Annotated in this window: 14 protein-coding genes; 7 read left to right on the top strand and 7 right to left on the bottom strand. The window is 74.9% G+C overall.

Annotation, left to right across the window (positions count from 1 at the left end):
- Nucleotides 1-267 precede the first annotated feature (267 nt).
- The 3 genes from ACFWIS_RS23645 to mscL form a co-directional block, all read right to left on the bottom strand.
- Nucleotides 268-1143, bottom strand: coding sequence for an MOSC domain-containing protein (locus ACFWIS_RS23645; RefSeq protein WP_380456772.1), 876 nt, complete (start codon nt 1141-1143; stop codon nt 268-270).
- Between the two features lie 287 nt (nt 1144-1430).
- Nucleotides 1431-2219 (bottom strand): DUF6643 family protein, encoded by a 789-nt coding sequence (locus ACFWIS_RS23650; protein WP_380456770.1) that lies wholly within the window; start codon nt 2217-2219, stop codon nt 1431-1433.
- 455 nt (nt 2220-2674) lie between these two features.
- Nucleotides 2675-3124 carry a large conductance mechanosensitive channel protein MscL gene (gene mscL / locus ACFWIS_RS23655; RefSeq protein WP_380456768.1) on the bottom strand — a complete coding sequence of 150 codons (450 nt, stop codon included), beginning with the start codon at nt 3122-3124 and terminating at the stop codon, nt 2675-2677.
- Nucleotides 3125-3586: 462 nt separating this feature from the next.
- Between mscL and ACFWIS_RS23660 the strand changes: the two genes are divergently transcribed.
- The 3 genes from ACFWIS_RS23660 to ACFWIS_RS23670 all read left to right on the top strand — a co-directional run bounded on the left by ACFWIS_RS23660 (nt 3587) and on the right by ACFWIS_RS23670 (nt 6571).
- Nucleotides 3587-4786 (top strand): glycosyltransferase family 4 protein, encoded by a 1200-nt coding sequence (locus tag ACFWIS_RS23660; RefSeq protein WP_380456766.1) that lies wholly within the window; start codon nt 3587-3589, stop codon nt 4784-4786.
- A gap of 128 nt (nt 4787-4914) precedes the next feature.
- Complete coding sequence (locus ACFWIS_RS23665; protein ID WP_380456764.1) at nt 4915-5589, top strand: thiol:disulfide interchange protein DsbA/DsbL; 675 nt, start codon at nt 4915-4917, stop codon at nt 5587-5589.
- Between the two features lie 106 nt (nt 5590-5695).
- Nucleotides 5696-6571: an alpha/beta fold hydrolase gene (locus ACFWIS_RS23670; RefSeq protein ID WP_380456762.1), complete on the top strand. Its 876-nt coding sequence runs from the start codon at nt 5696-5698 to the stop codon at nt 6569-6571.
- An 18-nt stretch (nt 6572-6589) separates the two neighbouring features.
- On the opposite strand, the gene ACFWIS_RS23675 is transcribed toward ACFWIS_RS23670, so the two are convergent.
- Nucleotides 6590-7336, bottom strand: coding sequence for an SAM-dependent methyltransferase (locus ACFWIS_RS23675; RefSeq protein ID WP_380456760.1), 747 nt, complete (start codon nt 7334-7336; stop codon nt 6590-6592).
- Between the two features lie 57 nt (nt 7337-7393).
- Nucleotides 7394-8533: a glycosyltransferase gene (locus ACFWIS_RS23680; RefSeq protein WP_380456819.1), complete on the bottom strand. Its 1140-nt coding sequence runs from the start codon at nt 8531-8533 to the stop codon at nt 7394-7396.
- A gap of 66 nt (nt 8534-8599) precedes the next feature.
- Here ACFWIS_RS23680 and ACFWIS_RS23685 point away from each other — a divergent pair, with 66 nt between their 5' ends.
- Nucleotides 8600-9370, top strand: coding sequence for a glutamate racemase (locus ACFWIS_RS23685; protein WP_380456758.1), 771 nt, complete (start codon nt 8600-8602; stop codon nt 9368-9370).
- Between the two features lie 535 nt (nt 9371-9905).
- Here ACFWIS_RS23685 and ACFWIS_RS23690 read toward each other — a convergent pair.
- Entirely contained in the window at nt 9906-11159 is a 1254-nt protein-coding gene (locus ACFWIS_RS23690) for a polysaccharide deacetylase family protein (protein WP_380456756.1), read from the bottom strand.
- A gap of 340 nt (nt 11160-11499) precedes the next feature.
- On the opposite strand from ACFWIS_RS23690, the gene ACFWIS_RS23695 reads away from it, so the two are divergent.
- The 3 genes from ACFWIS_RS23695 to ACFWIS_RS23705 all read left to right on the top strand — a co-directional run bounded on the left by ACFWIS_RS23695 (nt 11500) and on the right by ACFWIS_RS23705 (nt 13058).
- The gene (locus tag ACFWIS_RS23695; RefSeq protein ID WP_188303958.1) at nt 11500-11769 is read left to right on the top strand and encodes a hypothetical protein; all 270 of its coding nucleotides are present in this window, start codon (nt 11500-11502) and stop codon (nt 11767-11769) included.
- Between the two features lie 255 nt (nt 11770-12024).
- On the top strand, nt 12025-12531 hold the full coding sequence (locus tag ACFWIS_RS23700; protein ID WP_380456754.1) for a sugar transferase: 507 nt from the start codon (nt 12025-12027) through the stop codon (nt 12529-12531).
- A gap of 23 nt (nt 12532-12554) precedes the next feature.
- Entirely contained in the window at nt 12555-13058 is a 504-nt protein-coding gene (locus tag ACFWIS_RS23705) for an NUDIX domain-containing protein (protein ID WP_380456752.1), read from the top strand.
- A gap of 26 nt (nt 13059-13084) precedes the next feature.
- On the opposite strand, the gene ACFWIS_RS23710 is transcribed toward ACFWIS_RS23705, so the two are convergent.
- A complete protein-coding gene (locus ACFWIS_RS23710) occupies nt 13085-13624 on the bottom strand; it encodes a PTS-dependent dihydroxyacetone kinase phosphotransferase subunit DhaM (protein WP_380456750.1) in 540 nt (179 codons plus the stop codon).
- Nucleotides 13625-13722: the final 98 nt, after the last annotated feature.

Consider the following 13722-nt stretch of genomic DNA (forward strand, 5'->3'; position numbering starts at 1 on the left):
GGCGATCAACGGGCCGTGGGCGCGGGGGTGCGCGGGCCGTCCGCCCACCGTAGCGCGCCCGGACGGGTGGTCCGTCCGCCCGTTCCGACCGGTCGGGGCGGGTGGCCCGGCCGCCCGTCGCCGCGCGGGCACCGGGGGCGCCCACCGTGGTCACAGGTTCCGACCACTTGTTTCAACGAGCGCGCACAGCCGGAGTTCCGTACGGGCGGGCCGCGTGCGGGACTCCGGCCGGGAGCCAGGAGGCGGGCCCCAGGGTGCGGCGCCGGCTCAGCGCCCGTCGGCGGGCCAGTGCGCCCCGTCCTCCAGGACCTCGACGTCGTCGCCGAGCCGCAGCGTGCCCAGCACGTCGCCCTCGATGCCGGCCGGCCGCTCGGGGATCAGGTTCTGTCCGAACGCGGCCTTGCGCAGCAGCTTGTGGTGCCGGGCCAGGGTGCGCAGCGGTTCGGGGCCGCGCCGCTCGCCGCTCTCCTGGTCGGTGGTGGTGATCACGCAGCGGCCGCAGGGCTTGACCACCTGGAAGGTGATCGCGCCGATCCGGATCCGGCGCCAGCCGTCCTCGGCCCAGGGCTCGGAGCCGCCGACCACCACGTTGGGGCGGAAGCGCTCCATCGGCAGGGTCTCGTGGCCGTCCGGGTTCTCGGCGGCGATCAGCTCGTTGAGCCGGTCCAGCGAGGCCGTGGTGGTGAGCAGCAGCGGGAAGCCGTCGGCCATCGAGACGGTGTCGCCGGGCCGCCCGTACTCGGGATCGACGGGCCGGGCGCGCGGGTCGTCCAGGTGCACCAGCCGGTAGTCGCCCAGGTGTTCGGCGGTCCACCGGTGGGCTTCCTCGGCGGCCTCGACGGCGCTGAAGCGGGTGCCCCAGACCTCGACCTCGGTGACCGGGCCGCCGCCGGCGGCGGTGGGGGCGGTGACCTCGATCCGGGAGCCGTCGGGGGCGGTCAGCGCCAGCCCGCCGTCGGGCAGCAGGCTGGGCCGGATCTGTCCGAGGGCCGCGTTCTCGCGCTGGCTGACGAAGCGTCCGGTGGGGCCGGCGAGCATCCAGCGGCGGTCTCCGGCCAGACCCCAGGGGTGGAGCGCGGCGGTGTCCGGGCTCAGGCGGTACATGGACTTGACGGGGTAGACGTGGAGTCCGGTGAGGTGCATTCCCCCATCCTGCCAGCAGCGCTCCGGCCGGACGCGCGCCCCCTGCTGCGCCCCCGCGCGCCTGACTCGCAGGCCTCGCCCGCACGTCGTCGTTCGGCCCCGGTTCGCCCCCTCGCACGTTGCCGTACACCCCTGTACGCGCACGGACCGCCCGGTACGCCGTGGGGGGCGTTCCGGGCGGTCCGTGGATGACCCGTTTCTCCGTTCGCCCGGCGTTCGGGGGCCGCCGGGTGGTGCTCAGGTGGTGCGGGTTCGGGCCGGTGGGGGCGGCCCCTGGTGTCAGTGGCTCAGTAGCCCTGGCCCTGCTGCTGGTAGCCGCCCTGCTGGAAGCCACCGGGCTCGCCGTACGGGCCCGGGCGCTGCGGCTGCATCGGGCGGACCGGCGCCATGGCCGGGCGCAGCTGGCCGCCGCCGAAGCCCTGGTCGCCGCCCTGGCCCTGGAAACCGGGGCCGGCCGGGTTCGGGCCGCCGAAGGACTGCTGTCCGCCGAAGCTCTGCGGACCGCCCTGCGGGAGCCCACCGGGCTGGCCCTGGCCGAAACCGGCCGGTCCGCCGGTCGGCTGGGCGCCGAAGGTCTGCTGGCCGCCCTGGCCGATGAAGGTGTTCTGGCCGCCGAAGCTCTGGCCGCCGGTGGGCTGGTAGCCACCGCTGGCGGTCTGGGCGAAGGCCGGGGCGGCGGGCTGCTGTCGCTGGTACGGCTGGGGGGCGCCGTAACCGGGGACGGGCGGCTGGGGGGCGGCGGCGTACGCCGGCGCGGGCTGCGCCGGGATGTACGCCGTGGCGGGTCCGGCCGAGGGGCCGCTGCTCGGGCCGGGGCCCAGGGCGAGGCGGGCGGGCGGCAGCGCGGGGAGGTTGCTGCCGGCACTTTCGTACCCGTTGCCGTACCGGTTCTCGTAGGACTGGCCGAGGCCGGATCCGTAACCGGAGGACAGTGCCGGCGGCAGGGCGGCCGGCACGTTGATGGGTGCGATCTGGGGGACGCCGCGCTCAGCCACGAGGCTGTCGTAGATCGGCGTGCCGGAGGAGAAGGACGGAGAGGGGTAGCCGACTCCGTCGTAGGAGCGGGGCGAGGTCATGGGGCATACGGTAAGCCCACAATGCGCCTGCTGAGGAGAGCGGGAGGGCGAGCAGTTCGAGTGTTTACACAGTCTTCGCTCGCACAAAGGTTTCGAAAGTAGGAAGAACGGACATACCGGCGTTCAGTTCCGGACAACCCTGGCGCCCCGTCAGTGATCGAACGACACCCGGACACGGCCTCCGGTAGGCCTTGCGATGACCGGCCGGTGGAGGCCCGGGGGCCCCATGGAGAAACTTTTGCGGACCGGGCGTGCGCGGGCGCATTCGAGCCCCTGCCGACGGTGCGACGGAGGCTCGTGAATGTTTGGGGAATAAATTTCCCGTCAGGGCCCACACGGGGCGAACCGGGCGCGGTCCGCGCCTGTTCCGGGCCTGCTCCCTGGCCTTCTCCGGGCCTGCTCCGGGCCTGCTCCGGGTCCGGAACACAGGCGCTCCGGACGCCGCCTCCGGGGCGTCAGTGCGACTGCAGCGCCTGGGACTGCGCGGGCAGGCCGGGCCGGGCCGTCACCTCGGTGGTGCAGAAGGAGCAGCGGGTCGCGGCGGCCGGGATCGAGCTCAGGCACTCCGGGCAGTCCACCTTGGCGGCGGGCGCCGGCTTGGCCCTCTCGAAGCGTTCCTGCAGCTTGCCGACCGGCACCACCACGGCGAAGTAGATCAGTGCGCTGACCAGCACGAATCCGATCAGCGCGTTGACGAAGAGGCCGTACGGGAACTTGGTGCCGCCCACCTCGAAGGTCTTCTGGGTGAAGTCGCCGACCGCGCCGGTGGCGACCCCGATCAGCGGGGTGAGGAAGGCGCTGACGAACCCGGTGACGACGGCGGTGAAGGCCGCGCCGATCACGATGCCGACCGCGAGGTCCACCACGTTGCCGCGCAGCAGGAAGCTGCGGAATCCCTTGAACACCGGGTGACTCCAAATCCGAACGGGGAAGGGGGAGATGGGGCAGAACACCGGGCGCCCCGGCCGGACATCCTGCCGACCGGCCGGGGTCGAGGTCCAACCGCGTTCACCCGATCCGCGTAACCGGCCGACGGCCCGACCCGGGCCCGCCCGGGTGGCGCGCGGGCCGTCCGCGTACCGGCCGATCGGCCTTCCGCGGCCCAGGGTTGATCCGACGACGTGAGCCGGTGACCGACGCGGCGTGCGGGGGAGCGAAGGGGCGGTCCGACGGAGCGGGGGCGGCCTCGCGGAGCGGAGGGGCGGCCCGACGGAGCGGCGGGGGCGAGCCGGGGCGCACGGCGGTCGCAACCGGCGCACGACGGCGGCCCCTCAGCGCGCATCGGGTGTACGGGCGCGGGCGCACGGGCCACCACCAGGTTGCGCGAAGGGGCTGTACCGGGCGGAGCGCTGTGCCAAGGTCGGTCCATGCCCGACCCTACGGCGGCCGATTCGGCCGGAGCCCGCCCGCGTGTCCTGCACCTGATCAGCGACGAACGCCGGGGCGGTGCGCAGAACTTCGCCCGTGACCTCCACCGGGAACTGCGCCGCCGGGGCCAGGCCTCCGCGCTGTGCGCGCTCGCCCCGCACCCCGCTCTGCCCGCCGCCCTGCCGGGTGCGGTCGCGCCCGGGGTCTGCACCGCGGGGACGGCCGTGCCGGGGACCTGCGGCGAGGGGTGCTCCGACACCGCTCGGCTGCGCGCCGCCGTCCTCGGCCCCGGTCGGCTGCGCCCGAGCACCCTGCGGGCGCTGCGCTCCGCCGCTCGCGCCGCCGACGTGGTGCTCGCCCACGGCTCCGACACCCTGGCCGCCTGCGCCCTCGCGCTGGCCGGCACCCCCACCCCCTTCGTCTACGTCTCGGTCGGCCACCCCCGCTACTGGACCGCCAACCGGCTGCGCAGACTCCGCGGCGGCACCCTGATGCACCGCGCCGCCGCCGTCACCACGCTCACCGACGAGGCGCGCGAGGTGCTGGAGGAGCAGTTCGCACTGCCCGACGGCAAGGTCCGGGTGATCCCCAACTCCCGTGCGGCGGAGAGCTATCCGCCCGCCGACGGCCGGGCCGACCGGCGCGCCGCCCGGCACGCCCTGGGCCTGCCCGCGGACGTCCTGCTGGTCGCCTGGATCGGTGCGATAGCCCCTGAGAAGCGGCTCGACCTCGCCCTCGACGTGCTCGACCGGCTGCCCGATGTCCGGCTGGCCGTCGCCGGGGAGGGCCCGCTGCTGGAGGCGCTGGCCCGCCACCCGGCCGCCGCCCGCGCCCACTTCCTCGGCCCGCTGCCCGACCCGGCCCCGCTCTACCGGGCGGCCGACGCGCTGCTGCTCACCAGCGACAGCGAGGGGGTGCCCGGTGCGCTGATCGAGGCGGCGCTGGCCGGGGTGCCCGCCGTCGCCACCGACGTGGGCTGGGTGCGCGAGGTGGTCCGGGACGGCGCCACCGGAGCACTGGTCGCCCCGGGGGATCCACTCGCCCTGGCCGAGGCGCTGGCGAAGGTGCTGGCCTGCAACCGCGCGGGGCTGGGCGCGGCCGCCCGGGCGCACGCGCTGGAGCACTTCGAGCTGGGCGCGGTGGTGGACGACTGGCAGCGGCTGGTCGCCGAGGTGTGGACCGGCACCCCGGCCGGCTGAGCTCCGCCACGCGATGACCGGCACGGGTGCCCGTGGACGCCGGGCCGGCTACGCCGTTCGGGCGAATCCGGGCCCGCCGCCCCGTACCGACTCGCCGGTAACGGGACGTCACCACCACACTGCCCGGTGTGAACTCGAAGTCGCTGCTGCGGTCCACCGTCCTGCTCGCCGTCGCCGCCGGGATCGCCGCATCCCCCGTCCAGGCCGGTGCGGTGGCTCACCAACCCCCTTCCGAGGGCGTCCAGTTCGTCAAGCTGGAGCGCCCGCAGCCGGTGCGCGAGAGCGCCCGTACCGAGGCCGTCGAGTTCTTCTGGTACGACTGCGGCCACTCCCAGGCGCTGGAGCAGCCGCTGCAGGCCTGGGCCGAGCGGCACCGCGGTGATGTCGCTCTGCGCCGGGTCCCGGCGATCTGGCAGGGCGGCCCGGACGAGGGCGTGCAGCGCGCCCACGCGCGCCTGTACTACGCGCTCGAGCGCCTCGGCCTGGTCGAGCGGCTGCAGACCAGCGCCTTCCGTTCGGTCCACACCGACCACGCCGACCTCGCCACCGAGGCCGCCGCCACCGACTGGGCGGTGCGCCACGGCGTTGACGCCCAGCAGTTCCGCACGGCCTACCGCTCCGCCGAGGTGCGGCGGTCGGTGGACGACGCGGCCGCCCAGTTCGTCCGCTACGGCATCAACGAGCTGCCGACGGTGGTGGTCCAGGGTGAGTACCGGACCTCCCCGACCAAGGCCGGCGGGGTGGAGGCGATGCCCGAGGTGCTCGACTACCTGGTGCAGCAGGAGCAGCTGAAGACGCACTGAAGCCCGGGTGGCCGAAAACCGACGGTGGTTGACGGTGGCTCAGTTCGTCCGTGCCGTGTCCGCGGCACACCTTGCCTAACCGTTCACATGGTGTTTAATGGTTAGCATGAGCGAGCTGACGATCCCCCACATCCACCACCGCCACGTCGACCTCGACGGCCTGCGCGTCTTCTACCGCGAAACCGGTCCGGCCGACGCCCCCGTCCTCCTGCTGCTGCACGGCTTCCCCTCCGCCTCGCACCAGTACGCCCGGCTGTTCGACGCCCTCGGCACCCGCCACCGTCTCATAGCCCCCGACTACCCCGGCTTCGGCTACAGCGACAGCCCCGCGCCCGACGCCTTCCCGTACCGCTTCGACACCCTCGCCGACGTGATCGAGCGCTTCTGCCTCGCCCTCGGCCTGGACCGCTTCGCGCTCTACGCCTTCGACTTCGGCGCACCCGTCGGTCTGCGCCTGGCCACCCGCCGGCCGGAGTGGATCACCGGCCTGGTGGTGCAGAACGGCAATGCCTACGAGGAGGGGCTCTCCGACCAGGCGCGGGGGTTCATCGCCCAGCGGCGCGGCGTCCCCGGCGCCGAGGAGGCCGCCCGGTCGATCCTCACCCTGGACGTCACCCGCAGCCAGTACGAGGGCGGCACCGGCGACCCGAGCCTGGTCGCCCCCGACGGCTGGACCCTCGACCAGCACTTCCTCGACCTGCCCGGCCGCAAGGACATTCAGGTCGAACTCGCCCTCGACTACTTCTCCAACGTCGAGCTGTACCCGCAGTGGCAGGCCTGGTTGCGCGCCAACCAGCCGCCCACGCTGGTGCTCTGGGGGCGCAACGACCCGTTCTTCACCGAGGCCGGCGCCCGCGCCTACCTGCGCGACCTGCCCGCGGCCGAACTGCACGTCTTCGACACCGGGCACTTCGCCCTGGAGGAGAAGCTGCCCGAAATCGCCCCGCTGATCGACGACTTCCTCACCCGGACGCAGAAATAGCCGTGCCCATCGGTGAGTTCAGTCGCGGCGCAGCAGATAGGTGACGAAACCGAGCGTCCCCCGGTAGCCGTGCAGCCACCCGGTGCGGTGGTGGTCCGCAGCCTCGCGGGCGGCCGCCGTGTCCGGATGCTCCGGGTGGTCCAGCGCCCACTCGGCCAGCGAACCCGTCCAGGCGAACTCGTAGTCGTCCCACTCCCGCGCCGTGCTGACGTGCCCGTCCACCGGCGTCCAGCCCTCCGCGAGCACCCGGTCGGTGGTGGTCGCGAGATCCGCGAAGTCCTCCGGGGCCGCGCCCAGCCCGTCCAGCGCGGCCGGGGACGGCGTGCGCTCCCAGAACCCCTCGCCGACCAGCAACCGGCCACCGGGCGCCAGGAGTTCACCGGCGGCGGCGAGGGTGGGCAGCAGCCCGCCGAAGGCGTGGGTGGCGCCCACGCAGAGCACCAGGTCGAAGCGCTCCCGGTCGGTGAACTCCCGCACGTCCCGGTGGTGCAGGCCGATCCGGCGCACCACACCGAGCGCCGCCGCCGACTCCCGGGCCCGGGTCAGCGCCGCCGCGTCCGCGTCCACGCCCACCGCCCGCCAGCCCGGCCGCGCGGCCAGCGCCCGCACCAGCCAGGCGCCCTCGCCGCAGCCGAGGTCCAGCACCCGGCCGGACTCCTGCCCGCCGAGCGCCCGCTCCAGCAGTCGGGCCACCGACCCGTCCGCCAGCGGCGCCGCGATCGGGTGGTGGGCATGGGCGAGCCGGGAGATCCGCTGACGGTCCATCCGAGCAGTATGGGCCCGACGAGCCCGCCGCGCCCAGGGTTTCCCGCCCCGGGCCTCTCAAGCCCCGGAGTAGGTCCGGCCCTTCCAGGCCGCACCCCGGCCCCGCCAGTGCTGCACCGCCGAGTCCACCGTCATCAGCAGGTACAGCGAGGCCGTGAACGGCAGCAGCAGCACGGCCGCGGCCGGCTGCCGGTAGTACCGGACCATCGGCAGGTACGTCCCCGCCATCAGCGCCCAGGCCGCCCCGCCCACCGCCGCCACCGGCGCCACCCCCGCCACCAGCCCGGCCACCGTCGCCACCGGCGGCACCAGGTACACCAGCGCCAGCCCCAGCACCGTCCCCAGCAGCAACAGCGGCGAGTGCCGCAACTGGGCGTACGCGCTGCGCGACACCATCCGCCACAGCTGCTCCAGCCGCGGGTACGGGCGGACGCTCTCCACCTCCCCGGCCAGGCCCAGCCAGGTCCGCCCGCCCGAGGACTTCACCGCCCGGGCCAGCGACACGTCGTCGATCACCGCCCCCCGGATCGCCGCCACCCCGCCCGCCCGCTCCAGCGCCTCCCGCCGCACCAGTGAGCACCCGCCCGCCGCGGCCGCGGTCCGGGACCCGGGGCGGTTGCTCCGGCGGAACGGGTACAGCTGGGCGAAGAAGTAGACGAAGGCCGGGACCACCAGCCGCTCCCAGCCGGTCTCCACCCGCAGCCGGGCCATCTGCGACACCAGGTCCAGCCCGCCGGACTCGGCGGCGGACACCAGCTCGGCCAGCGAGTCCGGGCCGTGCGCGATGTCCGCGTCCGTCAGCAGCAGGTACTCGACGTCCGGGCCGGCCAGCTCCACTCCGTGCCGCAGCGCCCACAGCTTGCCCGTCCAGCCGTCGGGCAGCGGCGGAGGGGTGGTCACGGTCAGCTCCAGCCCGTCCATCGTCCGCAGCTCCGCCGCCACCGCACCGGTGCTGTCCGAACTGTGGTCGTCCACCAGGATCACCCGCGCCCGCCCCGGGTACTTCTGCGCCAGCAGTGTCGGCAGGGACGACGGCAGCACCGCCGCCTCGTCCCGAGCCGGCACCACGACCGCCGCCTGCGGCCAGCGCACCGGCGGACGGCGCGGCGGCAGACGGACGTCGGTGCGCCAGAACGAGCCGTGGCAGCACGTCAGCCAGAGCCAGACCAGCAGGGAGAACGCGGCGATCCACAGCAGGACGGTCACCCCGGCAGTCTGCCGCAGATCGGGCCGCCACCGGTGGATCGACTAGAGTCTTGCCCCGTGAAGATTGCCCTGATGGACTCCGGAATCGGCCTGCTGGCCGCCGCCGCCGCCGTTCGGAAGCTGCGCCCCGACGTCGACCTGGTGCTCTCCTCCAACCCCGCCTCGATGCCGTGGGGACCGCTCACCCCCGCCGAGGTCACCGAGCTGGCCCTCGGCTGCTGCCGCGCCGCCGCCGCCCTCGAACCCGACGCCCTGGTGATCGCCTGCAACACGGCCTCGGTCCACGCGCTCGATACCCTGCGCGCCGAACTCGAGCCCGGCCTGCCCGTCATCGGCACCGTCCCGGCGATCAAGCCCGCCGCCGCGGCCGGCGGCCGGGTCGCCATCTGGGCCACCCCGGCCACCACCGGCAGCGCCTACCAGCGCGGGCTGATCCGCGACTTCGGCGGCACCGCCGACATCACCGAGGTCGCCTGCCCCGGCCTCGCGGACGCAGTCGAGCACGGCGACGACGACGCCATCACCGCCGCCATCGCCGACGCCGCCGCCCGTACGCCCGAGGGCACCGACACCATCGTGCTCGGCTGCACCCACTACGAGCTGGTCGAGGACCGGATCCGCGCCGCCGTCGCCCCCACCGCCTCCCCGGCCCTCACCTTCCACGGCTCCGCCGACGCCGTCGCCGCCCAGGCCCTCCGCCGCGTCGCCGACCCCACCCGCACCGGCACCGGCACCCTCACCGTCCTCCACGCCGGCGCCCCCGCCACCCTCCCCGGCGCCGTGACCCTCTACCCCCAGGGACTCTCCCTCACCCCCGCCATCGCCTGACCCCCGAACCCCGCCGGGACCCTTCGGTCCGGCGCAGGGCCGCTCGCGCGGCGGCCGGGACCCCGCCCCCGCCGGAACCCTTCGGTCCGCCGCACTCGCACCCTTCAACCGGCCTCACCCCACAACCCGGGGCACCCCGGCCCGGCAAGCCCGCCGCCCTCAGCCCCCGGGGCCCCCGTCCCGCGCCAGCTGTCGGTTGCCCTCCGACCCGGCCACCGGGCCGCCGGGCCGGCCCCGGGAGCGGGCCAGGCGAGCGGGCGACTTCCGGGGCCGGAGCAGGGCTCCACCAGCCGGGCTCGCCCAGTCCTCCCGGCGCGGAGCCAAGTCGCCCGGCCACTTCTCGGCCCGCTCGACCTGCTCCCTCCCGGCCGGTGGGCATGAGGAAGTCGGCCTGCCCGACTTCTGGTGCCGCGCGGCCCGGCCCATCAGGCGCCGGTCGGCCTCGCCCCGCACCCCGCCGGTCCACGAAGTGGCCGGAGAGGGCGCTGCGCAGGAAGTCGGCCGGATCGACTTCCTGCGCAGCGGCGCCACCGGGTCAGGCCACCTCGTGGCGGCGCCAGCGGCGGTAGGCGGGTTCGAGGCCGGAGAGGATGGTGTCGAAGCGGCGGATGCTGGTGGTGGAGTCGACCTGGAGGCGGCTGATCTGGAGGGGGTGGGTGGGGAGGCGGGGGCCGAGGCGGTGGTCGGAGAGGAAGCCGAGGCGGTAGCCGAGTTCCTGCAGGACGGTTTCGGCGCGCGCGTCGTGGCCGCCGTCGGGGTAGGCGAACGCGATCGGGGGTTCGCCGAGCCAGCGGGTGAGGGCTTCGTGGGCGCCGGTGATCTCGGCGCGGACGGTGACGTCGTCGCAGCGGCCGAGGCAGGGGTGCCCCTGGGTGTGGTTGCCGATGGCGACCCCGCCGTCCCGGAGGGCGAGGAGGTCGGCGGGGGTGAGCTGTTCCTGGCGGGGCGGCCGGCGGTCGGCGCTGACCCGCAGTTCGTGCAGGCTGCGGCGCCGGTCCGGGTCGGGCATGGCCTTGAGCCGGGGGAGTAGCTGGGAGGGGTGGCCGCAGTCGAGTGAGCGGGCGCGGCCGCCGTGGCGGGCGAGGAAGTCGGCCTCGTGCCACCAGAAGGGGCGCTCGGTGCCGATGAGTTCGGAGATGACGAAGGCGGTGGCGGGGATGCCGCGCGCGTCGAGGGCGGGCAGGGCGTGGGTGAGGACGCTCCGGTCGGCGTCGTCGAAGGTGACCAGGACGCTGCGCGGCGGCAGCGGCCGCCGCTCGCTGACGGCCCGGAGGACGGCCTCCAGCGAGACCGGGGTGGCGAGCCTTCGCAGCCGGTCCAGCTGGGCGCCGAAGGAGCGGTGGTCGGTGACCCCGTGGTAGGCGAGGACGGCGAGTCGCTGGGCGGCCCGGGCCCGGAACAGCGGTTGTACGGGGGCGAACCGCAGCCATTCGCCCCGTGCGTCCTGCTGTTCCGTCTCGGTGTGCGCCACGTCGACGGGCTCGGCCTCGGCACTGTCGGGCCCGATGCCGACGGGCCCGACACTGACGGGCCCGACACCGACCGCCGCGATGTCGAACGCCTCGGCACCGGCCCCCTCGGTACCGACCAGCTCGACGTGTTTGGTCTCGAGGCGCTTGGTGTCGAGCCGTCTGGTCGGTTCGAGGCGCTTCGCCTCGATGGTGGGTCGGGGGCGGCCGGCGCCGTGGTGGTCGGACGCGAAGCCGGTGGGCGGCGGCAGTGCCCGGACGCCGGGTAGGGGCCTGGCGCGGGCGGTGGAGGTCGACGGGGTGGACTGGGTCTGCGGCAACGGTTCCCCCTTGGTCGCCGAGCGGCGTGGCGGTACCGCCGGAGGACGGAGCCCGGCCTCCGACTCCAGGGGGCGGCGGCTCCGCTCCCTGGGTATTCCGGTTCTCGGTGGGGGGTCTCACCCTCCCGTGAACGGCTCCTGGATCACTCGATGCCATTGAGACCCCCGCACCAGGCGGATGGTTGTACCGGGGGGACGAGGATTTTTCGTGGACTGATTGTGGAGCCCGTACACGCGTCCGCAGGCCCTGAGCAACCCCCGGACGGGCGGTCGCGCAGGGTGCGCGGGGCCTCACTCCCTGCGGGCTGCTTCGGGGGCGTGCCCGGGGTACCTTGGGCTCATGGCAGATGCGGACCGTGATCCCTTCCACCTGCACGGTGCGACCCGATGGACGCGCGCGTGCAGCGGTGGAGCCCTGGTCACCCACCGGATTCCGCTGGCGGTGGCGGGTGTGGCCTGTCTGGTGCTGGGCATCGTCGTGGCCGTGATCGTTCCGGACAGTGACGGTCCGGCCTGGGCGATGGCGGTGGCCGGCTGCCTGGCGACGGGCGTGCTGCTGCTCGGCCGGATCGTGTTCGGAGTGGTCCGTCGGCGGGGTGCCGCGCTCTGACTGTGGCGCCGGCGCTCACTCCGTCGGGTGCTTCGCCACGGGTCGGGTGCGATTGATCAACAGATCGATCGAAATTGGTCAGAACGACCGAATTTCATCTCTTCTGACAATCATCCGCGCTTGTGTTTCCCCATTCCCGGACAACGGCTTCCTCCCCCCTCTACTGTGAATGCGTTCCCGTGGCTCGGAAGGCCCTGGAGAACGCCCTGGAGGGGGAGCGATGCGCGGTCGACCGGACATCGCCGTGTCCGCCTCATGAAACGCGGTGGCGACCTCGCCGTCGCCTTCCTGACCGCCGTCGTCGCACTCCCGCTCGCCCTGCTGATCGCCGCCCTGCTCCGCTGCACCGCCGCCGGACCGGTGCTGCTCCGGCAGACCCGCACCGGACGGCACGGCCGCGAGTTCCAGGTCCTGCGCTTCCGCACCGGCCGCCACGGCCGCCTCGGCACCCTGCTGCGCCGCACCGGCCTGGACGAGCTGCCGCGGCTGTGGAACGTCGCCCGCGGCGAGATGGGCGTGATCGGCCCCCGCCCGGACCGCCCCGAGCAGGTCGTCCACTACACCCGCCGCGAGCGCGGCCGCCTCGCCGTACGGCCCGGCCTGACCGGTTGGGCGCAACTGCACGCCGCCTGCCCGCTCGCCGGGCCGGACCGGGCCGAACTCGACCTCTGGTACGTGGAGCACCGCTCGCTCCGGCTGGACCTGCGGATCCTCGGCCTCACCGTCCTCGCCGCGCTCCGGCCCTACGGCTCCCGGGCGTAGGCCCGCTCGGTAGGCTGCGCCGCATGGCCATTCCCCCCTTCCTCCTCGAACTCCGCTCCGTCGTGGGCACCCGTCCGCTCTGGCTGAGCGCCGTCGCCGCTGTGGTGCTGGACGACCAGGGCCGGGTGCTGCTCGCCCGCCGGGCCGACGACGGGCGGTGGGCGTCGGTCGGCGGCATCCTCGACCCGGGAGAGCAGCCCGCCGACGGAGTGGTGCGTGAGTGCCTGGAGGAGACCGGGGTGGAGGTCGTGCCCGAGCTGCTCGCCGCCGTCACCGTCACGCCGCCGATCACCTACCCGAGCGGCGACGTGACGCAGTACCTGGAGCTGATCTTCCGCTGCCGGGCGGTCGGCGGCGAGGCCCGGGTGAACGACGACGAGTCGCTGGAGGTCGGCTGGTTCGCGCTGGACGAGCTGCCGCCGATGATCGACTCCGAGCACTTCCGGATCCGCCACGCGCTCGAGTGCCAGGGCCCGGCGGTGTTCGCGCTGGACGGCCGGGAGCACCCCCGGGAAGGGCGGGGCTAGATCGGCCGGACGGGCCTAGGAAGGGCTCAGTCCTTCTGCTGCCGGTAGGCCTCCTCCGCCGCGTCCAGCACCGCGGCGAGGTCCCCGCCCGCGGTGGCGGTCGCGGTGGCGGCGACCGCGCCCTCCACGAACGGCGCGTTCGCGAACCGGACCGGGAACGGCAGCCCGTGCTCGTCGGCCTCCGACAGCAGCGCCCGGACGGTGGTGACGGCGCCGCCCAGGTCCGCGAGCACCACCACGCCGTGGCCCTGGTCGACCCGCCGGGTGGCGGCGGCCACCAGCACGGCGCTGATGCCCGGCCCGTCGCCCGGGTCGCCACCGGTCGAGGCGACCGGCGCGGGGGAGTCGGATCCGGTCAGCGTGAGCGCCAGCGAGCGTACGGCGGTGGCCAGTTCCTGGCTGTGCGAGACCAGGACGATCCCGACCCGGCCGTGCGCCGCGGGCCGCGCCGGGGTCGGCCGGGGCAGCGGGGTGGCCGAGGGCGGGGTGCGGGGAGCCGGCGGGTGGGCCGAGGGGGCGTCGGAGATGGGGATGACGTCGGCGCGGGTGCCGTCCCGGCGGCTCATCGGCTGCTCCCTGGGGCGAGTTCATGGGCGGGGGTCGGGCGGGGTGTCGGGCGGGCAGTGCGGCGGATCCTGGGCGGACTGTGGGCGGGCCGCCGAAG

The organism is Kitasatospora sp. NPDC127060 (assembly GCF_042724935.1).
Taxonomy (GTDB): domain Bacteria; phylum Actinomycetota; class Actinomycetes; order Streptomycetales; family Streptomycetaceae; genus Kitasatospora.

What these genes read in the sequence shown, in the direction of transcription:
- ACFWIS_RS23645 (WP_380456772.1), bottom strand. Translation starts at nt 1,143, where the DNA reads ATGCACCTCACCGGACTCCACGTCTACCCCGTCAAGTCCATGTACCGC.
- ACFWIS_RS23650 (WP_380456770.1), bottom strand. Translation starts at nt 2,219, where the DNA reads ATGACCTCGCCCCGCTCCTACGACGGAGTCGGCTACCCCTCTCCGTCC.
- ACFWIS_RS23660 (WP_380456766.1), top strand. Translation starts at nt 3,587, where the DNA reads ATGCCCGACCCTACGGCGGCCGATTCGGCCGGAGCCCGCCCGCGTGTC.
- ACFWIS_RS23670 (WP_380456762.1), top strand. Translation starts at nt 5,696, where the DNA reads ATGAGCGAGCTGACGATCCCCCACATCCACCACCGCCACGTCGACCTC.
- ACFWIS_RS23675 (WP_380456760.1), bottom strand. Translation starts at nt 7,336, where the DNA reads ATGGACCGTCAGCGGATCTCCCGGCTCGCCCATGCCCACCACCCGATC.
- ACFWIS_RS23695 (WP_188303958.1), top strand. Translation starts at nt 11,500, where the DNA reads ATGGCAGATGCGGACCGTGATCCCTTCCACCTGCACGGTGCGACCCGA.
- ACFWIS_RS23700 (WP_380456754.1), top strand. Translation starts at nt 12,025, where the DNA reads ATGAAACGCGGTGGCGACCTCGCCGTCGCCTTCCTGACCGCCGTCGTC.
- ACFWIS_RS23705 (WP_380456752.1), top strand. Translation starts at nt 12,555, where the DNA reads ATGGCCATTCCCCCCTTCCTCCTCGAACTCCGCTCCGTCGTGGGCACC.
- ACFWIS_RS23710 (WP_380456750.1), bottom strand. Translation starts at nt 13,624, where the DNA reads ATGAGCCGCCGGGACGGCACCCGCGCCGACGTCATCCCCATCTCCGAC.